Genomic DNA, 15,981 nt, shown 5'->3' with positions numbered 1-15,981 from the left:
GCGCTCACGACGCAACTCCGAGGTTCTCGCGCACGGCGTCGGCGATGTCGTCGACGCTCGAGAAGGGTTGAGGTAGCACCTTGGCGACAGTGCCATCCGCAGATATCAAAACGGATACGGGCAGAACATTCGGTGCTCCCACCGCGGCTGCGATGCGGCCGCCGCCGTCCTGAACTCCGGGCAGAGTGACCCCGTAATCGGTGAGCCGCGTGAGGCCGTTTGCCTCGTTGGCGTCGTTGTGCACCGTGAGGACGGTGACGGCATCACCCGCCCGCTCTGCGTATTGCTGCAGGTACGGCAGTTCCTCCGCGCAGGGGCCACACCAGTAGGCCCAGATGTTCAGCAGCGCGGGTCGGCCGGCCAGGGCCTGGCCCAGGTCGACGTACGAGCCGTCGCCGATGCATTCGAGTGTGATGCCCGTCAACGGGCCCGTTGACGTGCCAGACGGCGTCGGACATGCGGCAAGACCGGCGTTCTGCCGTAGCGGTGCGAGAGCTTCGGGTGTGTCGGCGGCCCGGCGCTCGGCCGTCGACGGTCCCGCCTGACCGAGGCCAGGACCGTCCGAGCGCTGCGCGCCGGGAGATTCACTGCGTGGCCACAGTGCGTAGACCATCCCGACGACGAGAATGAGCGCAACCAGAGACCAGCGAAGAGCGGCCTTGTTCACGACACGATTCCGGCAAGAGCGAGAAGGTGTTCGGTCTCGGGACCCCGCACCAGGGCTGCAGCGGCGGCTGGATCGGTCGGACCGAGGCCGAACGACGGGCAGTCCTTGGCGAGGACGCACACTCCGCACGCCGGAGTACGGGAGTGGCAGACGCGTCGACCGTGGAAGATGACGCGATGCGAGAGCAGAGTCCACTCTTTGCGCTCTATCAGTGCACCGACCGCGTGCTCGACCTTGACCGGGTCCTCTTCCTCCGTCCACTGCCAGCGCCGCACCAGCCGACCGAAGTGGGTGTCGACCGTGATGCCGGGTACGTCGAACGCGTTGCCGAGAACGACGTTGGCCGTCTTGCGGCCGATACCTGGAAGGGTGACGAGGTCTTTCAGAGTCGCCGGCACGTCGCCGTCGAAGTTCTCCAGCAGCTTCTGGCCCAGCCCGATCAATGAGTTGGCCTTGTTCCGATAGAACCCCGTGGTGCGGATGAACTCCTCGAGTTCGGTGCGGTCCGCTTCGGCGTAGTCGCGGGCTGTGCGGTATCTCACGAACAGTGCTGGGGTGACCATGTTGACGCGCTTGTCGGTGCACTGCGCGGACAGGATGGTCGCCACGGCCAGTTCGAGGGGCGTGGTGAAGTCGAGTTCGCAGTACACGTGCGGAAAGGCGACCCCGAGCGTCCGATTCATTCGCCGAGCTCGACGCACGAGCCCGAGGTGCGTCTCCTCGCGTTTGCGCACGTCGGGGCGTTTCGGGGCTGTCGAATCCACTCCACAACTGTACGGACAAGAATGCGTAACGAACTACGCGACCGCACCGAGCTGTGTTTGTATCGAGACGTTTTCGGTGTTAACTGGCCGGTATGCAAGGACTCGCCGTGGTGCTCTTTCCGGTACTACTCATGCTCTTCGCACTCGCGATGGAGCGCGTCGAGTTCCGGCTCAGCAAGCTCGGCGTCCGAGAGCACGAAGTAGAGGAATTCCTCGATCAGGCGAGCAAGTCCGAGGTCGCCACACTGGCCAACGAAGGCTTTCCGCACGCGCTGGCTCGTTTCAACACTCGCAAGCGTCGGCAGACCCCACCGCGGACCATCGACACGCGCGACGGCATGGTCGACCAACGCGCCAGCTGAGCAACCATTTTGTCCGATAGGCCGCGATTTCGATGAATTTTCGGTGAACGGGAACACACACTCAATACCTCTGGCAACCTGTGGTGGCGTCGATCACTCGGTTTCGACCGAGTCGAAGTAGACTCCCCTGAGGTAATTGTTGTGTTTGAACATTGCACCGGCTTCGACGCCTGAACTGCCCACGCAGTTCGGTGGGTGGCACGACTGTGTACAAACGCCTTCGGTGGTGCGGGTTTGCCGCATCGTCGACATCCCTAAAGGAGCGCAAGTGGACGACGTCCTGGCACGGGCCGGCATCTTCCAAGGAGTCGAACCCTCTGCGGTTGCGGCCCTGACGAAGCAGCTGCAGCCTGTCGATTTCCCCCGCGGACACGTCGTGTTCAACGAGGGTGAGCCCGGAGACCGGCTCTACATCATCGTTTCCGGCAAGATCAAGCTCGGACGACGCTCTCCCGACGGCCGCGAGAACCTGCTGACGATCATGGGACCGTCGGACATGTTCGGCGAGCTCTCCATCTTCGATCCCGGCCCGCGTACGTCCTCGGCCACCACGGTCACCGAGGTGCGCGCGGTCAGCATGGACCGCGCCGCGCTCAAGGACTGGATCGACCAGCGCCCCGAGATCGCCGAGCAGTTGCTGCGCGTGCTGGCTCGCCGGTTGCGCCGCACCAACAACAACCTGGCCGACCTCATCTTCACCGACGTCCCCGGCCGTGTCGCGAAGGCACTGCTGCAGCTCGCGCAGCGCTTCGGCACACAGGAAGCGGGATCGCTTCGCGTCACCCACGACCTGACGCAGGAAGAGATCGCTCAGCTCGTCGGTGCCTCTCGCGAGACCGTCAACAAGGCACTCGCCGACTTCGCACACCGCGGATGGTTGCGCCTCGAGGGCAAGTCCGTGCTGATCTCGGACTCCGAGCGTTTGGCCCGCCGAGCTCGCTAGCTAGCTGCCTTCTCGAAGGTAAGCCAGCTGCGTCTTGACCGACATCCGCGCAGCCGGCCATAGCTTTTTGTCCACGTCCGAATAGACGTGGCGTACCACCTGCATCGGTTTCGCGTTCTCGCCGATCTCGACGAGCGCCGCACGAACCTGGTCCAAACGCTGCTGACGGTGGGCGCGATACGCTCGCGCCACCTCGGCGGTGTCCGGTAGTTCAGGTCCGTGCCCGGGCAGCACCGCCTTCCCGGCACCTGCGGCTTCCAGTCGGTCCAACGACTCGAGGTAGTCCGCGAGGGAGCCGTCCTTCGGGTCGAGCACCGTGGTGCCGCGGCCGAGGATCGTGTCTCCCGTCAGAATTGCGTCGTCGAGCACGAAGCTCACCGAATCCGCTGTGTGTCCGGGCGTGTGCAGCACCTCGATGCGCAATCCGGCCGCCTCGATGACCTCGCCGTGGGCCAACGTCGTGCCGTCCCCGTGCAGAAACTTCTCCCCCAGAGCGCGCACCGGAGCGGATGTCTTGCGGTGGAAGCGCTTCACTCCGCCGGTGTGGTCGGCGTGGCGATGGGTCACCAGCGTCAGAACCACCGTGCCCGACGCGGCGACGGCGTCGAGATGGGCTCGGTCCTTCGGACCCGGATCGACGACGATGCATTCCTCGGCACCCGGTGCCCGCAGAATCCAGGTGTTCGTTCCGTCGAGAGTCATCTTGCCCGGGTTGTCGGCAAGCAGAACCGACGCGGTCGGCGTCACCTGCCGAAGAAGTCCGTACGCGGGATGCTGGGGGTTCGAGGCGGCCATTGAAACACTGTAGGTCGCCCGCCCCAGGCTGTGGTGACGAGGACTACCGTCGACTCTCATGAAGATCGGACTCGTTGGAGCGGGCCCCTGGGCTCGCAAGACTCAAGCCCCCTCGCTGCTCGCTCACCCGGGTGTGGACTTCACCGGCGTGTGGGCGCGCAGACCGGACGCCGCGGCCGAACTGGGAGCGCCGGTCTTCGACTCGTTCGATGCATTGTTGGGCGCAGTCGACGCGGTGGCGTTCGCAGTGCCGCCCGCCGTACAAGCCGGGTACGCATTGCGCGCGGTGCAGGCAGGCAAACATGTGTTGCTGGACAAGCCGATTGCGGCAACCGTGGCCGAGGCCGAGGAACTCGCTGCGGCCGTCACGGCAGCCGGAGTGCGGTCGATGGTGACCTTGACTCTCCGATTCGCTCCGGAGACAAGACAGTTCCTCGACGCGGCGGCCGGACGAACCTGGGCAGCAGGGTCGGGAACCTGGTTCTCCGGGGCGATCCTCGGCGGGGCATACGCCAATTCGCAGTGGCGACACGACGACGGTGCGATCCTCGACATCGGGCCACACGTGTTCGACCTTCTCGACGCTGCGCTGGGAACCATTGCACGCGTTGCCTATTCGCACCGTGATGCGGCGTCGGACAGTTGGACGGTGCTACTCGAGCACGAGGGCGGTGCCCGCAGCACAGTGCAATTGTCACTACGGACGCCGATCATGCCGTCGCTCATGCGCATCGAGCTGAGCGGTACCGACGGAGTCGAGAGCCTCACCGATAGATCCACCTCGTCGACCGACTGCTTCGCCGTGTTGCTGGACGAATTCCTCGACTCCGTCGAGTCGGGTGTCGATCACGAATGCTCGGTACACCGAGGACTGCATCTGCAGAAGGTGATTGATCGGGCGCGGGAGTGGGCACCCTGAATCCATGACCATGATGGACGTCAAGGACGCGATGTTTCACTTTGCGTCCGCTCCACATCGTTCGATGGATCAGTACACGATGATCGTGTTCGACTCCCGGGACACCGAGCCACCGAGTTTCGACCAGGTGGCGGCGCATGTCGAACATCGCGCTCGGCTCGTTCCGAGGCTGGGTATCCGCATCTGCGAAGCACCGGGGCAGTGGGAATTCCCGCGATGGATCCGTGATCCGCACCCAGTTCGCGACCATCTGGTGAATCACGACTTGTCCGATGGCCGGCACACGGTCGAGTCGTTCCTGGCAGAGCTGTCGAGCGTTCCGATCGACGCGACGGATCGGGCGTGGAAAATTCATGTCGGCCAGGGACTTTCGGAAGTCGACGGAGTCCGGGGAGCGGCCACTGTCGTCGTCGTCCAGATCAGTCATGCGATGTCCGACGGATCGGTGGGCACCCACATCGCCCGCGCCCTGTTCGGTCGTGCCGATAACCTCCAGAACACCGAGAGCACGGCTCTCCCGGATCCGGTGGCCTCGCGTGCGCGCCCTCGGTACGACGCTGCGAAAGGTGCCGTGCTGCTGCCGCTCCGATGGGCGCGGTCGCAGATCCCGATGGTGCGCGCCCAGAAGAAGTACTTGGCCGCGGTGCGAGACGGGGAGCTGGTGGTACCCGCGCCGGTCGAGGCCGCGAGATTCAATGCCCATCCCGACGAGACCAGGGCCGTGCACGTGCTGCAGTTCCCGAAGTCGCAGTGGACCGGCGGGCCGCCGACCGTGACGGTCACCGCCCTCACCGCGGTCGGCTCCGCTATGGCCGAGTACTTCGCGGCCCACGGAGAACCGGACCGTGACGACCTCCGAGCGCTGGTACCCACCGCCCTCTCAACGTCGGTGCCGTGGCCCGCCGTCAATCGCACACTGCCCGCGGCCGTTACTCTGCACCCGCAGCTTGCCGATGCGACCCGACGAGCGTCGGCCGTCGGGGAAGCACTGGCACAGCAGCGCGAACACGTGACCGATCACCGCCACCTCGATGCAACTCGATCGGCCGAGGTCTACCCAGCGGCTCTGATGCTCGGCTTCGGCCGGCACGGTCGGCGCACGGCCCCTCGCACCGGGACACCCGATCGGGTCACCACTCATACGGTCGTGACCAGCGTCAACCGCACGAGCCTCGACCTCACACTGGGCTCGGCCCGAGCGCAGTCGTGTTCGGGCGTCGCCGCGCTCGGGCCCGGCTGCAGCGTCAGCCACGCCGTCTACGGGTACGGCGATCTGGTCACCGTCTGTGTGGCGGCATGCCCGACGACCGTCCCCGACCACGCCGAATACGCGAACATGCTGCGTTCGGCGATCGACGAGACCTGCGCTGCCCTCCACGGAACGGCGACTACCGCAGTTCGACGATGAGCTCCACTTCCACCGAAGCACCGAGGGGCAATTCGGCTACACCCACAGCCGAGCGGGCATGCTTGCCTGCGTCACCGAAGATCTCACCGATGACGTTCGACGCCCCGTTGATCACCCCGGGCTGACCGGTGAACCCCTGGGCTGACGCCACGAAGCCGACGGCCTTGACCACGCGTGCGATCGAGTCGATTCCGACGAGCGCATGGACCGCGGCGAGCGCGTTCAACGCACAGATGCGCGCAGCTGCGGTGGCGTCCTCCGCCGAGACGTCGGAGCCGACCTTGCCCGCGGACGTCAGATTCCCGTCCACGATGGGCAGCTGACCCGAGGTGTAGACGAGGGAACCCACCTGTACTGCCGGGACGTACGCCGCCAACGGCGGAACCACGTCCGGCAGCTCGATGCCCAGCTCGGAGAGCCGTTCGCTCCAGTCGGTCATCTGCGCTCAGGCCTTCGGACGCTTGAAGTACGCGACCAGCGTGTCGCCGCCGTTCGGTCCCGCCATGATCGTGACGAGTTCCCAGCCCTCGGAACCGTAGTTGTCGAGAATCTGCTTGGTGGCGTGAATCAGCACCGGTGCGGTGAAGTACTCCCAGATGATCTTTTCGCTCATGACTGTTGACCCTATCGTTCGGCCGAACACGAGGGGCGCGTCACTGCGAAGACGGGATTGCCGGTTCCGTCGGACGACCGGCATCGAGTCTCTATATGGTCGAGACGTGGGTACATCGAACGAAGAGGGATGGCCGGCGAAGGCAGATGCCGCGCGGCTGCATTTCGTGTCCGGTAAGGGCGGCACCGGCAAGTCGACGGTCGCCGCCGCGTTGGCGCTGGCGCTCGCCGCCGGCGGCCGACGGGTGCTGCTGGTGGAGGTCGAAGGACGGCAGGGCATCGCGCAGCTGTTCGACGTGCCGCAGCTGCCACCCGTGGAGACGCGCGTGGCCTCGGCGGACGGCGGCGGCGAGGTCTACGCGCTGGCCATCGACATCGAGACCGCGTTCCTCGAATACCTCGACATGTTCTACAACCTCGGTTTCGCCGGCCGCGCGATGCGCAAGATCGGTGCCATCGAGTTCGCTACGACCATCGCACCAGGTCTGCGCGACGTGCTCCTGACCGGAAAGGTCAAGGAATGTGTGGTGCGGACCGACAAGAAGGGAAACCGCGCGTACGACGAGGTCGTCGTCGACTCGCCGCCGACCGGTCGGATCGGGAACTTCCTCGACGTCACCAAGGCCATGGCCGATCTGGCCAAGGGCGGCCCGGTGCGTTCGCAGAGTGAGGGCGTGGTTCGGTTGCTGCACTCGGCGGACACCGTCGTGCATCTCGTCACACTGCTCGAAGCCCTGCCGGTTCAGGAGACCGCCGACGCGGTACGTGAACTCGAGGCGGCAGATCTACAGCTGGGCACGGTCATCGTCAACCGCACCGAACCGACGTTCCTGCTCGACGACTCGCTCGAGGCCATCGCCGAGGGTGACATCGACGCCGCTGCAATCCAGGACGGCCTCGCCAAAACCGGAATCACGCTCTCCGAGGCCGACTTCGCGGGTCTGCTCACCGAATCGATCGAGCACGCGTCGACGCTCTCGGCTCAGGTGGAGAGCGCAACTCAACTCGACGAACTCGACGTCGCACGCATGTCGTTGCCGATGTTGGCCGACGGTGTCGATCTCGGCGGCTTGTACGAGCTCGCCGCCAAGCTGGCAGAACAGGGTGTCCGATGACTCGACCAGTAGCAACCGAACTCGACGTCGATCGCATTCTCACCGATCCCACGTCGAGGATCGTGGTGGTCTGCGGGGCAGGCGGGGTCGGCAAGACGACGACGGCCGCCGCGATGGCGTTACGTGCCGCCGAGCAGGGTAGGCGCGTGGTGGTGTTGACGATCGATCCGGCCCGCCGCCTGGCTCAGGCTCTCGGTCTCGGCGATCTCGACAACAGCCCGCAGCCGGTGAAATTGGGTGCCGGCGCCAAGGGCGAGCTGCACGCGATGATGCTGAACATGCGGCGCACGTTCGACGAGATGGTCATCGAACATTCGACGCCGGAGAAGGCGGAGCAGGTCCTGGCCAACCCGTTCTATCAGACTGTGGCGTCGTCTTTCTCGGGCACGCAGGAGTACATGGCGATGGAGAAGCTGGGGCAGTTGTCCCTGGATTCGTCGTGGGATCTGATCGTGGTGGACACTCCCCCGTCGCGCAATGCACTGGATTTCCTCGATGCACCGCAGCGGCTGGGCTCGTTCCTCGACGGCCGGTTCATCCGGCTTCTCACCGCTCCCGGCCGTGGCATCACTCGGGTGGTCACGAGCGCGATGAGTTTGGCGATGCGCGGTGTCTCCACCGTCATCGGAAGCCAAATGCTTTCGGACGCATCGGCTTTCGTTCAATCGCTGGATTCGATGTTCGGCGGATTCCGCGAACGTGCGACGCGCACCTACCAGTTGCTACGCGAGGACGGCACCAGTTTCCTCGTCGTTGCTGCCGCGGAGCCCGACGCACTGCGGGAGGCGGCGTTCTTCGTCGAACGCCTCTCGGCGGAGAAGATGCCGTTGGCCGGGCTCGTGGTGAACCGGACGCACCCGACACTGTCTTCGGTGCAAGCCGATCATGCTGCCACTGCCGCAGACCTGCTCGATCGGATCGACGACCCGGGCTCGACGCTGACCGCTGCGGTTCTCCGGATTCACGCGCAACGTGCTGTGACGGCTGCGCGTGAGGTTCGGCTGCTTCGACGCTTCACCGGTGCGCACCCCCGCGTGCCGATCGTCGGTGTTCCGTCCCTGCCCTTCGAGGTCTCCGACCTTGCCGCGCTACGTGCGGTGGCCGATCAGCTGACCCGCAAGGGTTAGATCGGCCGCGCTCGGCAGGCTGTGGACCTGCCGGGCCCGGCGGGGGGCTAGATAGCCGCTTGCTGCTGGCGCTGGGTCTCGAAGAATTCGGACCAGGAGTCGACCTCGGGGTGCTGCTTGAGCAGCGCCCGACGCTGGCGTTCCGTCATGCCGCCCCACACGCCGAACTCCACTCGGTTGTCGAGTGCATCCGCACCGCACTGCATCAGCACCGGGCAGTGCCGGCAGATCGTCGCGGCCTTGCGCTGCGCCGCGCCTCGGACGAAGAGCTGATCCGGGTCCGTGCCCTTGCAGCGGGCGTGCGACACCCAGGCGATGCGTGCTTCTGCTTCTTCTACATCGAGTCGCGTCGGCGCGGTTGTCGTATGCATGCGGATACCCCTTTGCGTGTCGGTCGTCCTCGCTGGACGTCCCGGAGGCTCCAAGGAAGTTTGTACCTCGCTGGCGAAGCACAAATTCTAAGAGCTGCCCCACAATCATTATCAAGTGTTACGTGAATCACAACGTGCTCATAATTTAGGTAAAGCGAGCCGCGAATGCAAGACGGCGAGGTCACATTTCTGGTACGGCCGTCCCGAGCAGGGGCGCAGCACACAGCGCATGCGGGCCTGATGCCGGTCGGAGCAGTACCCACGTACGCTGTGCTCTGTGTCAGTCGGAAAAACCGTGGCGAAGCTCGCCGGATGTTCAGCACTCGCCGGTGCGTTGCTCGCCGGCGTGATGTTCCCCATGGCCGGAGGATTCGGGTACGCCTCGAACCGAGCCGCCGATACCGTCGACAACGTGTCGGCCGAGTTGGTCGAGGGAGCAGTACCTGCCGTCTCGACGATGACGGACGTCAACGGAACGCCCATCGCCTGGCTGTACGAGCAGCGCCGTTTCGAGGTACCGAGCGACAAGATCTCCAACGAGATGAAGCTCGCCATCGTCTCGATCGAGGACCGCCGCTTCGCCGAACACCGAGGTGTGGACTGGCAGGGCACGCTGCGCGCGTTTCTGACCAACACCACCAGCGGCCAGGTGGAGCAGGGTGCGTCGACCATCGATCAGCAGTACGTGAAGAACTACCAACTGCTGGTGGTGGCCAAGACCGACGCCGAGCGTCGTGCCGCGATCGAGACGACACCCGCCCGCAAGATCCGCGAGATCCGGATGGCGCTGACGCTCGACAAAGAGCTCACCAAGGACGAGATCCTCACCCGCTATCTCAACCTGGTGCCGTTCGGTAACGCGTCCTTCGGCATCCAGGACGCGGCTCAGACCTACTTCGGCATCGACGCCAGCCAGCTCAGCGCCGTCCAGGCCGCGATGCTCGCCGGAATGGTGCAGTCCAGCTCGGCACTCAACCCGTACACCAACGAGGAGGGCGTGCTCGAGCGCCGGAACACCGTGCTCGACACGATGATTCAGAACCTGCCCGAGCGTGCTGCAGAACTGACGGCCCTCAAGTCCGAGCCGCTCGGTGTACTGCCGGTTCCCCAGACCCTGCCCCGCGGATGCATCGCGGCAGGTGACCGCGGATTCTTCTGCGACTACGCATTGCAGTACCTCGCCCAGGCCGGAATCAGCCAGGAGCAGATCGACAAGGGCGGGTACCTCATCCGCACGACGCTCGATCCCGCGGTGCAGAACTCCACAAAGGCCGCGCTGGTCGAGAACACCAGCCCGAACCTCGACGGCGTAGCCACTGTCATGAACGTCGTCGCCCCGGGGCAGGACCAACACCGAGTTCTCGCGATGGGCAGCAGCCGTACCTACGGCCTCAACGCCGACGACGACGAGACCGTTCAGCCGCAACCGCACTCCCTCGTCGGCAACGGAGCGGGCTCGATCTTCAAGATCTTCACCACGGCCGCAGCAATGGAGCGTGGACTGGGCACCAGCGCAACGCTGCAGGTTCCCAAGCGCGTGGAGGTCAAGGGAGTCGGCGACGGCGGTGCCAGAAACTGCCCCGCTTCCACGTACTGCGTGGAGAACGCGGGCAACTACCCACCCGCGCTGTCCATCACCGACGCGCTGGCTCAGTCCCCCAACACCGCGTTCGTCAAGCTGATCGAGTCGGTAGGCGTCACGCCGACGGTCGATATGGCCGTTCGCCTCGGCCTGCGCTCGTACACCGACCCGGGTTCGTCGGGCACCGACCAGTCGATGGCCGATTTCCAGAAGAGTCAGAACCTGGGCTCGTTCACCCTCGGACCGACCTGGGTCAACCCGCTGGAACTGTCCAACGTGGCTGCCACGCTCGCCTCCGGCGGCAAATGGTGCCCGCCCACCCCGATCGATTCGATCTTCGACCGCGACGGGAAGCCCGTTCCGGTCGCGCACCAGGCCTGCGAGCAGGTCGTCGAGCCCGGCCTGGCGAATACCCTCGCCAACGCGATGAGCAAGGACGACCAGGCAGGCGGCACGTCCGCGTCCGCCGCCGCATCCGCCGGCTGGAACCTGCCGATGTCCGGTAAGACCGGTACCACCGAGTCGAACCGATCCTCGGGCTTCCTCGGGTTCACCAACAACTACGCCGCCGCCGTATACACCTACGGCGATTCGCCGACGCCCAGCGAGATCTGCTCGTTCCCGCTGCGGCCTTGCGGCTCGGGCAACCTGTACGGCGGTAACGAGCCGGCGCGAACGTGGTTCGACGCCATGACCCCGATCGCCAACAACTACGGTCCCGTCGCGTTGCCACCCGTCGACCAGAAGTACGTCCGTGGCTCCGCAAACGGTCAGGTTCCCGATGTCACCGGGCAGAGCCAGTCGTCTGCGACGTCCACGCTGCAGGGTGCGGGCTTCCAGGTGACGGCGGTGACGACGGCCGACCAGGCTGCACGCGGCACTGTGGTGTCGACCTCACCGTCGGGTTCGGCCGTACCGGGATCGAATATCACGATCTACGTCAGCGACGGCTCGGTTCGACCGGCCCCGGCTCCGGCCCCGGCGCTGCCGAACATCCAGATACCGGAACTACCGCCGGGCATCCAGATTCCGGCGATCCCCGGTCTGACGGCTCCTCGCTAGTGCCTGCGGCAGTGGTGTGGTTACGGCCCTCCTGGGGCACATAACCGCACCACCGCGCGGAGCGCACTACAGGCGGTCTTTGACGGCCTTCGAGAGTCGCGAACCGTCGGCTTTACCTGCTGCAAGTCCCGACGCGATCTTCATGACCTGACCCATCTGCTTCATCGCCGGTCGCTCACCGAGGTCCTCGGCCACCTGCGCGATGGCGGTGTCGACGATGGTGGCCAGTTCCTCGTCGGTGAGCGGGGTGGGCAGGTATTCGTTGATGATCTGCGCCTCGGCATGCTCGTTCGCCGCAAGTTCGCCGCGGCCGTTCTGGGTGTAGATCTCGGCCGATTCGCCGCGCTTCTTCGCTTCCTTGGCAAGCACTTTCAGCACGTCGTCGTCGGTCAACTCGTGGGCCTCCTTACCGGAGACCTCCTCGGTCTGGATGGCGGCGAGAATCATGCGCAGCGTAGCCAGGCGGAGTTTGTCCTTCGCCTTCATCGCTGCGGTGAGGTCGGTACGGAGACGGGCCTTGAGTTCGGACATGGCGGAAACGCTACGCGGAGCAGTCATCGGCTCGCACGTCCATATCCGGTTGCTGCCGTATCGTGGATGAGGTGTCCGCACAATTCAGTCCCTCGTTTCTCCGTACCTCGGCGCAACTGCGCAGCGCCTCCACGCAACTGCGCACTGCTGCAGAACAGGCTCGCGATGCCGTCCGAGCGGCTCCGCTGAAGAGTTCCGTGATCGGGACTGCAGGCGCGGCGGTGTTGGGGCTCGGATACGCCACCCTCATCGAGCGCAATGCCTTCACTCTGCGCGAGACGTCCATGGCCGTGTTGGAGCCGGGTTCGGCGACTCTGCGGGTGCTGCACATCAGCGATCTGCACATGATGCCGGGCCAGCGGATGAAGCAGAACTGGCTGCGTGAGCTGGACCGGCTCGAACCCGATCTGGTCGTCAATACCGGCGACAACCTCTCCCACCAGCGCGCCGTCCCCAGCGTGGTGCAGGCGTTGGGGCCGATGCTCGCCCGGCCGGGCCTGTTCGTGTTCGGCAGCAACGACTACTTCGCACCCAAGCCGAAGAACCCGTTCAAGTACTTCGACAAGAACCACAAGCGCACGACGGGTGAATCGTTGCCGTGGCGCGATCTGCGGGCGGCGTTCTCCGAGCGCGGCTGGCTCGACGTCACGCACGTGCGTCGTGAGCTCGAGGTCGCCGGGGTACGCATCGCGGCGGCGGGCGTCGACGATCCCCACCTGAAGCGGGATCGATACGACACCATCGCCGGTCAGCCCAATCCGTTGGCCGACCTGCGCCTGGGCATCACGCATTCGCCGGAGCCGCGGGTGTTGGACAAGTTCGCCCAAGACGGTTACGACCTCGTCCTCGCCGGTCATACGCACGGTGGGCAGCTGTGTCTGCCGTTCTACGGTGCCTTGGTGACGAACTGCGAGATCGACCGTTCGCGGGTCAAGGGCCCGTCCAAGTGGGGCGCGCACACCCAGCTGCACGTCTCCGCGGGAATCGGAACCTCGCCCTACGCGCCCGCACGCTTTTGCTGCCGGCCCGAGGCCACTCTGATCACGCTGACTCCGGCCCCAAGAATAGGTCCGAAAAACGTCTCCGACGAGGGCGTTTCGCGTTCCGAGGCAGTCGTGAGTTAGACTTCTCCAGCGGTACACGGGGTGTGGCGCAGCTTGGTAGCGCGCTTCGTTCGGGACGAAGAGGTCGTGGGTTCGAATCCCGCCACCCCGACAGTTGGACCACCGAAAGGGACTCACTCGATTCGATCGAGTGGGTCCCTTTTCTTTGCCCTGTCGACGCTACTGTGAGTCGACTCTGCCGACCCTGAGCGAACGGACCTCACGACCATGCCGACCCCGACCCGCGTCCACGTCACCCACCGATTCGTTTCTCCACCCGAGGTCGTGTTCGCGGCGCTGTCCGAGCACGAGAACCTCGGGCCCCTGTTCATGGCGAAGATCGACCGCGTGCGCGACGGCGATACGTCGCGCAACGGAGTCGGCTCCACCCGCAGCCTCAAGCTCGGGCCGATGCCTGCGTTCGAGGAAACCACCATCGTCTCCGAGCCGAACTCGCTGATCGAGTACCGCATCACCAAGGGTGGTCCACTACGAGGGCACTGGGGCGTGCAGAAGTTCACCCCCACCACCGACGGCGGCACCGAACTCGACTACACGATCGGATTCGACGCACCCGTCCCCGGGCTCGCCGCGATCGTCGGTAAGGCATTGACGTCGAGCATCTCGAAGAACCTGTCGCGCCTGGTTCCGTAGCCAGTTCTGCGCACTGCCCGAACCGCACGGCCCGTCAGTGGCGGGAAAGGCAGCGACGGGGCTCGTAAAGAGCCGCGTCGACGGGAGGTGTCGTAGTTTCCGGCTCGCTGCGACGTGACCCGAATGCGCTTGTCCAGTACGGTATCGGGCGATGACGGTGATCGATGGTGCCCGGTCGAGCCGGAGCAATCACAGGTTTCTGGACTGCGCTGTCGCGGCTGCGGTCTTTGCCTACAACCTGCCCGTGCAGGGATTCGCGGTCCCTGACAGTGCGGTCTCTTGGATTGCATATGCACTGCCGGTCGGACTGTGTCTGCCGTATGTCTTCCATCGCCGTCGCCCCTTGTCGATGTTCTCGGTGATTGTGGCGACCGCCTATCTGCAACTCGCGCTCGGGGTGGAGCTGCTGGTCGCAGATGTGATGCTCGTTCCCGCTCTGCACGCCGTCGCTCGGAGTCGGCCGCCGTCGAACTCGATTCCTGCGGCCGTCGCGGTGGCGGTGTGGACGATCACGATGACCATGCCGTCGATGGAGCGGTACAGCATGTCCTTCGGTGACGTAGGGCTGCTGGTGCTGATCGTGGCGATCGCGTGGCTGACCGGAATGCTGGCACGCGTCCGCAACGAGTACGTCCACAGCCTGCAGCTCCGCGCTGAGCAGGTGGAACGGGACGCTGCCGCGGCCGAACGAACCCGGATCGCCCGCGAGATACACGACATCGTGTCCCACAGCCTGAGCGCGATCGTGTTGTTGTCGGAGGGTGCCGCAGGCACCGTCCGGCAGGATCCCGATGCGGCCGCCGCGGCAATGGAGACCGTTCGAGACACCGGGCGAGAAGCAATGACCGAGATGCGGTCGATGCTCACGGTTCTGCATTCCGACGATCCGGTCGACCGGGTACCTGCACCGGGTGTCGCCCAGCTCGACGCGCTCGTCGAGCGATCGCGGGCGGTGGGCATTCCGGTCGACTATCGCGTGACGGGCGAGCCCGTCGAGTTGCCGCCCGGTCTGCAGCTGGTGATCTACCGTGTGATTCAGGAGTCGTTGACCAACGTAGGCAAACACGCGGGACCGGAGGTTCGAGCCGTGCGAGTGCATCTGAACTACGGACCGGCGACGATCGAGTTGACCGTCGCGGACGACGGACGCGGAACCGACTCGTCGTCCGCGTCCGGGTGGGGGCTGATGGGTATGCGGGAGCGGGTTCTCGCGCAGGGCGGCACCTTCGACGCAGGCCCGACCGCGGACGGATTCCACGTCGCGGTCTCACTACCCGCCGAGGCGGTACGGTGACGATATCGGTTGTGCTGGTGGATGATCAGAACCTCGTGCGAGCCGGCCTGAAATTGGTGCTCGGCTCGCGCGCCGAGGTGCGGATAGTCGGCGAAGCTGCCGACGGACGCGAAGGCATCGACGTGGTTCGGGCGACCAACCCCGACGTCGTTCTCATGGACGTCAGAATGCCGGTGATGGACGGCATCGAAGCAACCCGTGCAATCGTGCAAGCCACGAACTCGAAAGTACTGATACTGACCACCTTCGACCTCGACGAGTACGTGTTCGACGCCCTTCGAGCCGGTGCCGGTGGCTTTCTCGTCAAGGACGCTCCGATCGACGAGCTGATATCGGCGGTTCAGCATGTGCACGAGGGAGATTCGGTGGTCGCCCCGAGCACCACGCGGCGCTTGATCGAGCATTTCACTTCCGCTCCCGCACCCCGCGCGCGACCGGTGTCCACCTCTGCCGAACAACTCGCCGATCTGACTCCACGTGAACGTGAAGTCCTGGTCCACCTCTCGAGCGGGCTGTCCAATGCGGAGATTGCCATTGCGATCGCGGTGTCGGAAGTAACCGTGAAAGCCCACGTGGGACGCATATTGTCCAAGCTGGGGGTACGTGATCGCACCCAGGCAGTGATCGCCGCTTACGAGTCGGGACTGGTCGGTCCGGGTACCGGCGGCTGAA

The 15,981-nt window shown here is 65.2% G+C and carries 18 protein-coding genes and 1 tRNA gene; 12 read left to right on the top strand and 7 right to left on the bottom strand.

The window, feature by feature from the left end; translation table 11 throughout:
* Positions 1-4 precede the first annotated feature (4 nt).
* Together ACQR3T_RS13770 and nth are read right to left on the bottom strand one after the other, a co-directional pair.
* Entirely contained in the window at positions 5-613 is a 609-nt protein-coding gene (locus ACQR3T_RS13770) for a TlpA family protein disulfide reductase (RefSeq protein ID WP_428693924.1), read from the bottom strand.
* Between the two features lie 50 nt (positions 614-663).
* The gene (gene nth, locus ACQR3T_RS13765) at positions 664-1,350 is read right to left on the bottom strand and encodes an endonuclease III (RefSeq protein ID WP_428693923.1); all 687 of its coding nucleotides are present in this window, start codon (positions 1,348-1,350) and stop codon (positions 664-666) included.
* 173 nt (positions 1,351-1,523) lie between these two features.
* On the opposite strand from nth, the gene ACQR3T_RS13760 reads away from it, so the two are divergent.
* Both ACQR3T_RS13760 and ACQR3T_RS13755 read left to right on the top strand, forming a co-directional pair.
* A complete protein-coding gene (locus ACQR3T_RS13760; RefSeq protein ID WP_032380033.1) occupies positions 1,524-1,793 on the top strand; it encodes a hypothetical protein in 270 nt (89 codons plus the stop codon).
* Positions 1,794-2,061: 268 nt separating this feature from the next.
* A complete protein-coding gene (locus tag ACQR3T_RS13755; protein WP_027494494.1) occupies positions 2,062-2,736 on the top strand; it encodes a Crp/Fnr family transcriptional regulator in 675 nt (224 codons plus the stop codon).
* On the opposite strand, the gene ACQR3T_RS13750 is transcribed toward ACQR3T_RS13755, so the two are convergent.
* Positions 2,737-3,531 carry an MBL fold metallo-hydrolase gene (locus tag ACQR3T_RS13750; protein WP_428693773.1) on the bottom strand — a complete coding sequence of 265 codons (795 nt, stop codon included), beginning with the start codon at positions 3,529-3,531 and terminating at the stop codon, positions 2,737-2,739.
* A 58-nt stretch (positions 3,532-3,589) separates the two neighbouring features.
* Here ACQR3T_RS13750 and ACQR3T_RS13745 point away from each other — a divergent pair, with 58 nt between their 5' ends.
* Both ACQR3T_RS13745 and ACQR3T_RS13740 read left to right on the top strand, forming a co-directional pair.
* Complete coding sequence (locus tag ACQR3T_RS13745; RefSeq protein WP_428693772.1) at positions 3,590-4,450, top strand: Gfo/Idh/MocA family protein; 861 nt, start codon at positions 3,590-3,592, stop codon at positions 4,448-4,450.
* A 4-nt stretch (positions 4,451-4,454) separates the two neighbouring features.
* Positions 4,455-5,858, top strand: coding sequence for a wax ester/triacylglycerol synthase domain-containing protein (locus ACQR3T_RS13740; RefSeq protein ID WP_428693771.1), 1,404 nt, complete (start codon positions 4,455-4,457; stop codon positions 5,856-5,858).
* Here ACQR3T_RS13740 and ACQR3T_RS13735 read toward each other — a convergent pair.
* Both ACQR3T_RS13735 and ACQR3T_RS13730 read right to left on the bottom strand, forming a co-directional pair.
* Positions 5,839-6,297 carry a RidA family protein gene (locus tag ACQR3T_RS13735; RefSeq protein WP_032380029.1) on the bottom strand — a complete coding sequence of 153 codons (459 nt, stop codon included), beginning with the start codon at positions 6,295-6,297 and terminating at the stop codon, positions 5,839-5,841. The two genes, ACQR3T_RS13740 and ACQR3T_RS13735, sit on opposite strands and share 20 nt — an antisense overlap.
* A 6-nt stretch (positions 6,298-6,303) precedes the next feature.
* On the bottom strand, positions 6,304-6,471 hold the full coding sequence (locus ACQR3T_RS13730; RefSeq protein WP_094609297.1) for a DUF4177 domain-containing protein: 168 nt from the start codon (positions 6,469-6,471) through the stop codon (positions 6,304-6,306).
* A gap of 106 nt (positions 6,472-6,577) precedes the next feature.
* Between ACQR3T_RS13730 and ACQR3T_RS13725 the strand changes: the two genes are divergently transcribed.
* On the top strand, positions 6,578-7,585 hold the full coding sequence (locus tag ACQR3T_RS13725) for an ArsA-related P-loop ATPase (protein WP_428693770.1): 1,008 nt from the start codon (positions 6,578-6,580) through the stop codon (positions 7,583-7,585).
* Entirely contained in the window at positions 7,582-8,712 is a 1,131-nt protein-coding gene (locus tag ACQR3T_RS13720) for an ArsA family ATPase (protein WP_032380027.1), read from the top strand. Before ACQR3T_RS13725 ends, ACQR3T_RS13720 begins: the two co-directional genes overlap by 4 nt.
* 47 nt (positions 8,713-8,759) lie before the next feature.
* Here the strand turns inward: ACQR3T_RS13720 and ACQR3T_RS13715 are convergent, their stop codons facing one another.
* The gene (locus ACQR3T_RS13715; RefSeq protein WP_008712729.1) at positions 8,760-9,083 is read right to left on the bottom strand and encodes a WhiB family transcriptional regulator; all 324 of its coding nucleotides are present in this window, start codon (positions 9,081-9,083) and stop codon (positions 8,760-8,762) included.
* Positions 9,084-9,378: 295 nt separating this feature from the next.
* On the opposite strand from ACQR3T_RS13715, the gene ACQR3T_RS13710 reads away from it, so the two are divergent.
* Positions 9,379-11,727 (top strand): penicillin-binding protein, encoded by a 2,349-nt coding sequence (locus ACQR3T_RS13710; protein WP_032380683.1) that lies wholly within the window; start codon positions 9,379-9,381, stop codon positions 11,725-11,727.
* Between the two features lie 66 nt (positions 11,728-11,793).
* On the opposite strand, the gene ACQR3T_RS13705 is transcribed toward ACQR3T_RS13710, so the two are convergent.
* Positions 11,794-12,258 carry a GatB/YqeY domain-containing protein gene (locus ACQR3T_RS13705; RefSeq protein WP_032380026.1) on the bottom strand — a complete coding sequence of 155 codons (465 nt, stop codon included), beginning with the start codon at positions 12,256-12,258 and terminating at the stop codon, positions 11,794-11,796.
* Between the two features lie 185 nt (positions 12,259-12,443).
* Here ACQR3T_RS13705 and ACQR3T_RS13700 point away from each other — a divergent pair, with 185 nt between their 5' ends.
* From ACQR3T_RS13700 to ACQR3T_RS13680, 5 genes are all read left to right on the top strand, one after another.
* Complete coding sequence (locus ACQR3T_RS13700; RefSeq protein ID WP_428693922.1) at positions 12,444-13,382, top strand: metallophosphoesterase; 939 nt, start codon at positions 12,444-12,446, stop codon at positions 13,380-13,382.
* Positions 13,383-13,399: 17 nt separating this feature from the next.
* Positions 13,400-13,473: transfer RNA gene (locus ACQR3T_RS13695), tRNA-Pro, on the top strand.
* A gap of 116 nt (positions 13,474-13,589) precedes the next feature.
* Positions 13,590-14,015 carry an SRPBCC family protein gene (locus ACQR3T_RS13690; protein ID WP_428693769.1) on the top strand — a complete coding sequence of 142 codons (426 nt, stop codon included), beginning with the start codon at positions 13,590-13,592 and terminating at the stop codon, positions 14,013-14,015.
* Between the two features lie 151 nt (positions 14,016-14,166).
* Complete coding sequence (locus tag ACQR3T_RS13685; RefSeq protein WP_032380024.1) at positions 14,167-15,309, top strand: sensor histidine kinase; 1,143 nt, start codon at positions 14,167-14,169, stop codon at positions 15,307-15,309.
* Complete coding sequence (locus tag ACQR3T_RS13680) at positions 15,306-15,980, top strand: response regulator (protein ID WP_032380023.1); 675 nt, start codon at positions 15,306-15,308, stop codon at positions 15,978-15,980. The genes ACQR3T_RS13685 and ACQR3T_RS13680 overlap by 4 nt, the downstream gene beginning before the upstream one ends.
* Position 15,981 lies beyond the last annotated feature (1 nt).

This window comes from Rhodococcus sp. IEGM1428, from assembly GCF_050321865.1.
Lineage (GTDB): Bacteria > Actinomycetota > Actinomycetes > Mycobacteriales > Mycobacteriaceae > Rhodococcoides.
The sequence above is the reverse complement of the archived record's forward strand: the minus strand, read 5'-3'. Positions and strand labels throughout refer to the sequence as shown.

What these genes read in the sequence shown, in the direction of transcription:
- ACQR3T_RS13770 (WP_428693924.1), bottom strand. Translation starts at nt 613, where the DNA reads ATGGTCTACGCACTGTGGCCACGCAGTGAATCTCCCGGCGCGCAGCGC.
- nth (WP_428693923.1), bottom strand. Translation starts at nt 1,350, where the DNA reads ATGAATCGGACGCTCGGGGTCGCCTTTCCGCACGTGTACTGCGAACTC.
- ACQR3T_RS13760 (WP_032380033.1), top strand. Translation starts at nt 1,524, where the DNA reads ATGCAAGGACTCGCCGTGGTGCTCTTTCCGGTACTACTCATGCTCTTC.
- ACQR3T_RS13750 (WP_428693773.1), bottom strand. Translation starts at nt 3,531, where the DNA reads ATGGCCGCCTCGAACCCCCAGCATCCCGCGTACGGACTTCTTCGGCAG.
- ACQR3T_RS13745 (WP_428693772.1), top strand. Translation starts at nt 3,590, where the DNA reads ATGAAGATCGGACTCGTTGGAGCGGGCCCCTGGGCTCGCAAGACTCAA.
- ACQR3T_RS13740 (WP_428693771.1), top strand. Translation starts at nt 4,455, where the DNA reads ATGACCATGATGGACGTCAAGGACGCGATGTTTCACTTTGCGTCCGCT.
- ACQR3T_RS13735 (WP_032380029.1), bottom strand. Translation starts at nt 6,297, where the DNA reads ATGACCGACTGGAGCGAACGGCTCTCCGAGCTGGGCATCGAGCTGCCG.
- ACQR3T_RS13730 (WP_094609297.1), bottom strand. Translation starts at nt 6,471, where the DNA reads ATGAGCGAAAAGATCATCTGGGAGTACTTCACCGCACCGGTGCTGATT.
- ACQR3T_RS13720 (WP_032380027.1), top strand. Translation starts at nt 7,582, where the DNA reads ATGACTCGACCAGTAGCAACCGAACTCGACGTCGATCGCATTCTCACC.
- ACQR3T_RS13715 (WP_008712729.1), bottom strand. Translation starts at nt 9,083, where the DNA reads ATGCATACGACAACCGCGCCGACGCGACTCGATGTAGAAGAAGCAGAA.
- ACQR3T_RS13705 (WP_032380026.1), bottom strand. Translation starts at nt 12,258, where the DNA reads ATGTCCGAACTCAAGGCCCGTCTCCGTACCGACCTCACCGCAGCGATG.
- ACQR3T_RS13690 (WP_428693769.1), top strand. Translation starts at nt 13,590, where the DNA reads ATGCCGACCCCGACCCGCGTCCACGTCACCCACCGATTCGTTTCTCCA.
- ACQR3T_RS13685 (WP_032380024.1), top strand. Translation starts at nt 14,167, where the DNA reads ATGACGGTGATCGATGGTGCCCGGTCGAGCCGGAGCAATCACAGGTTT.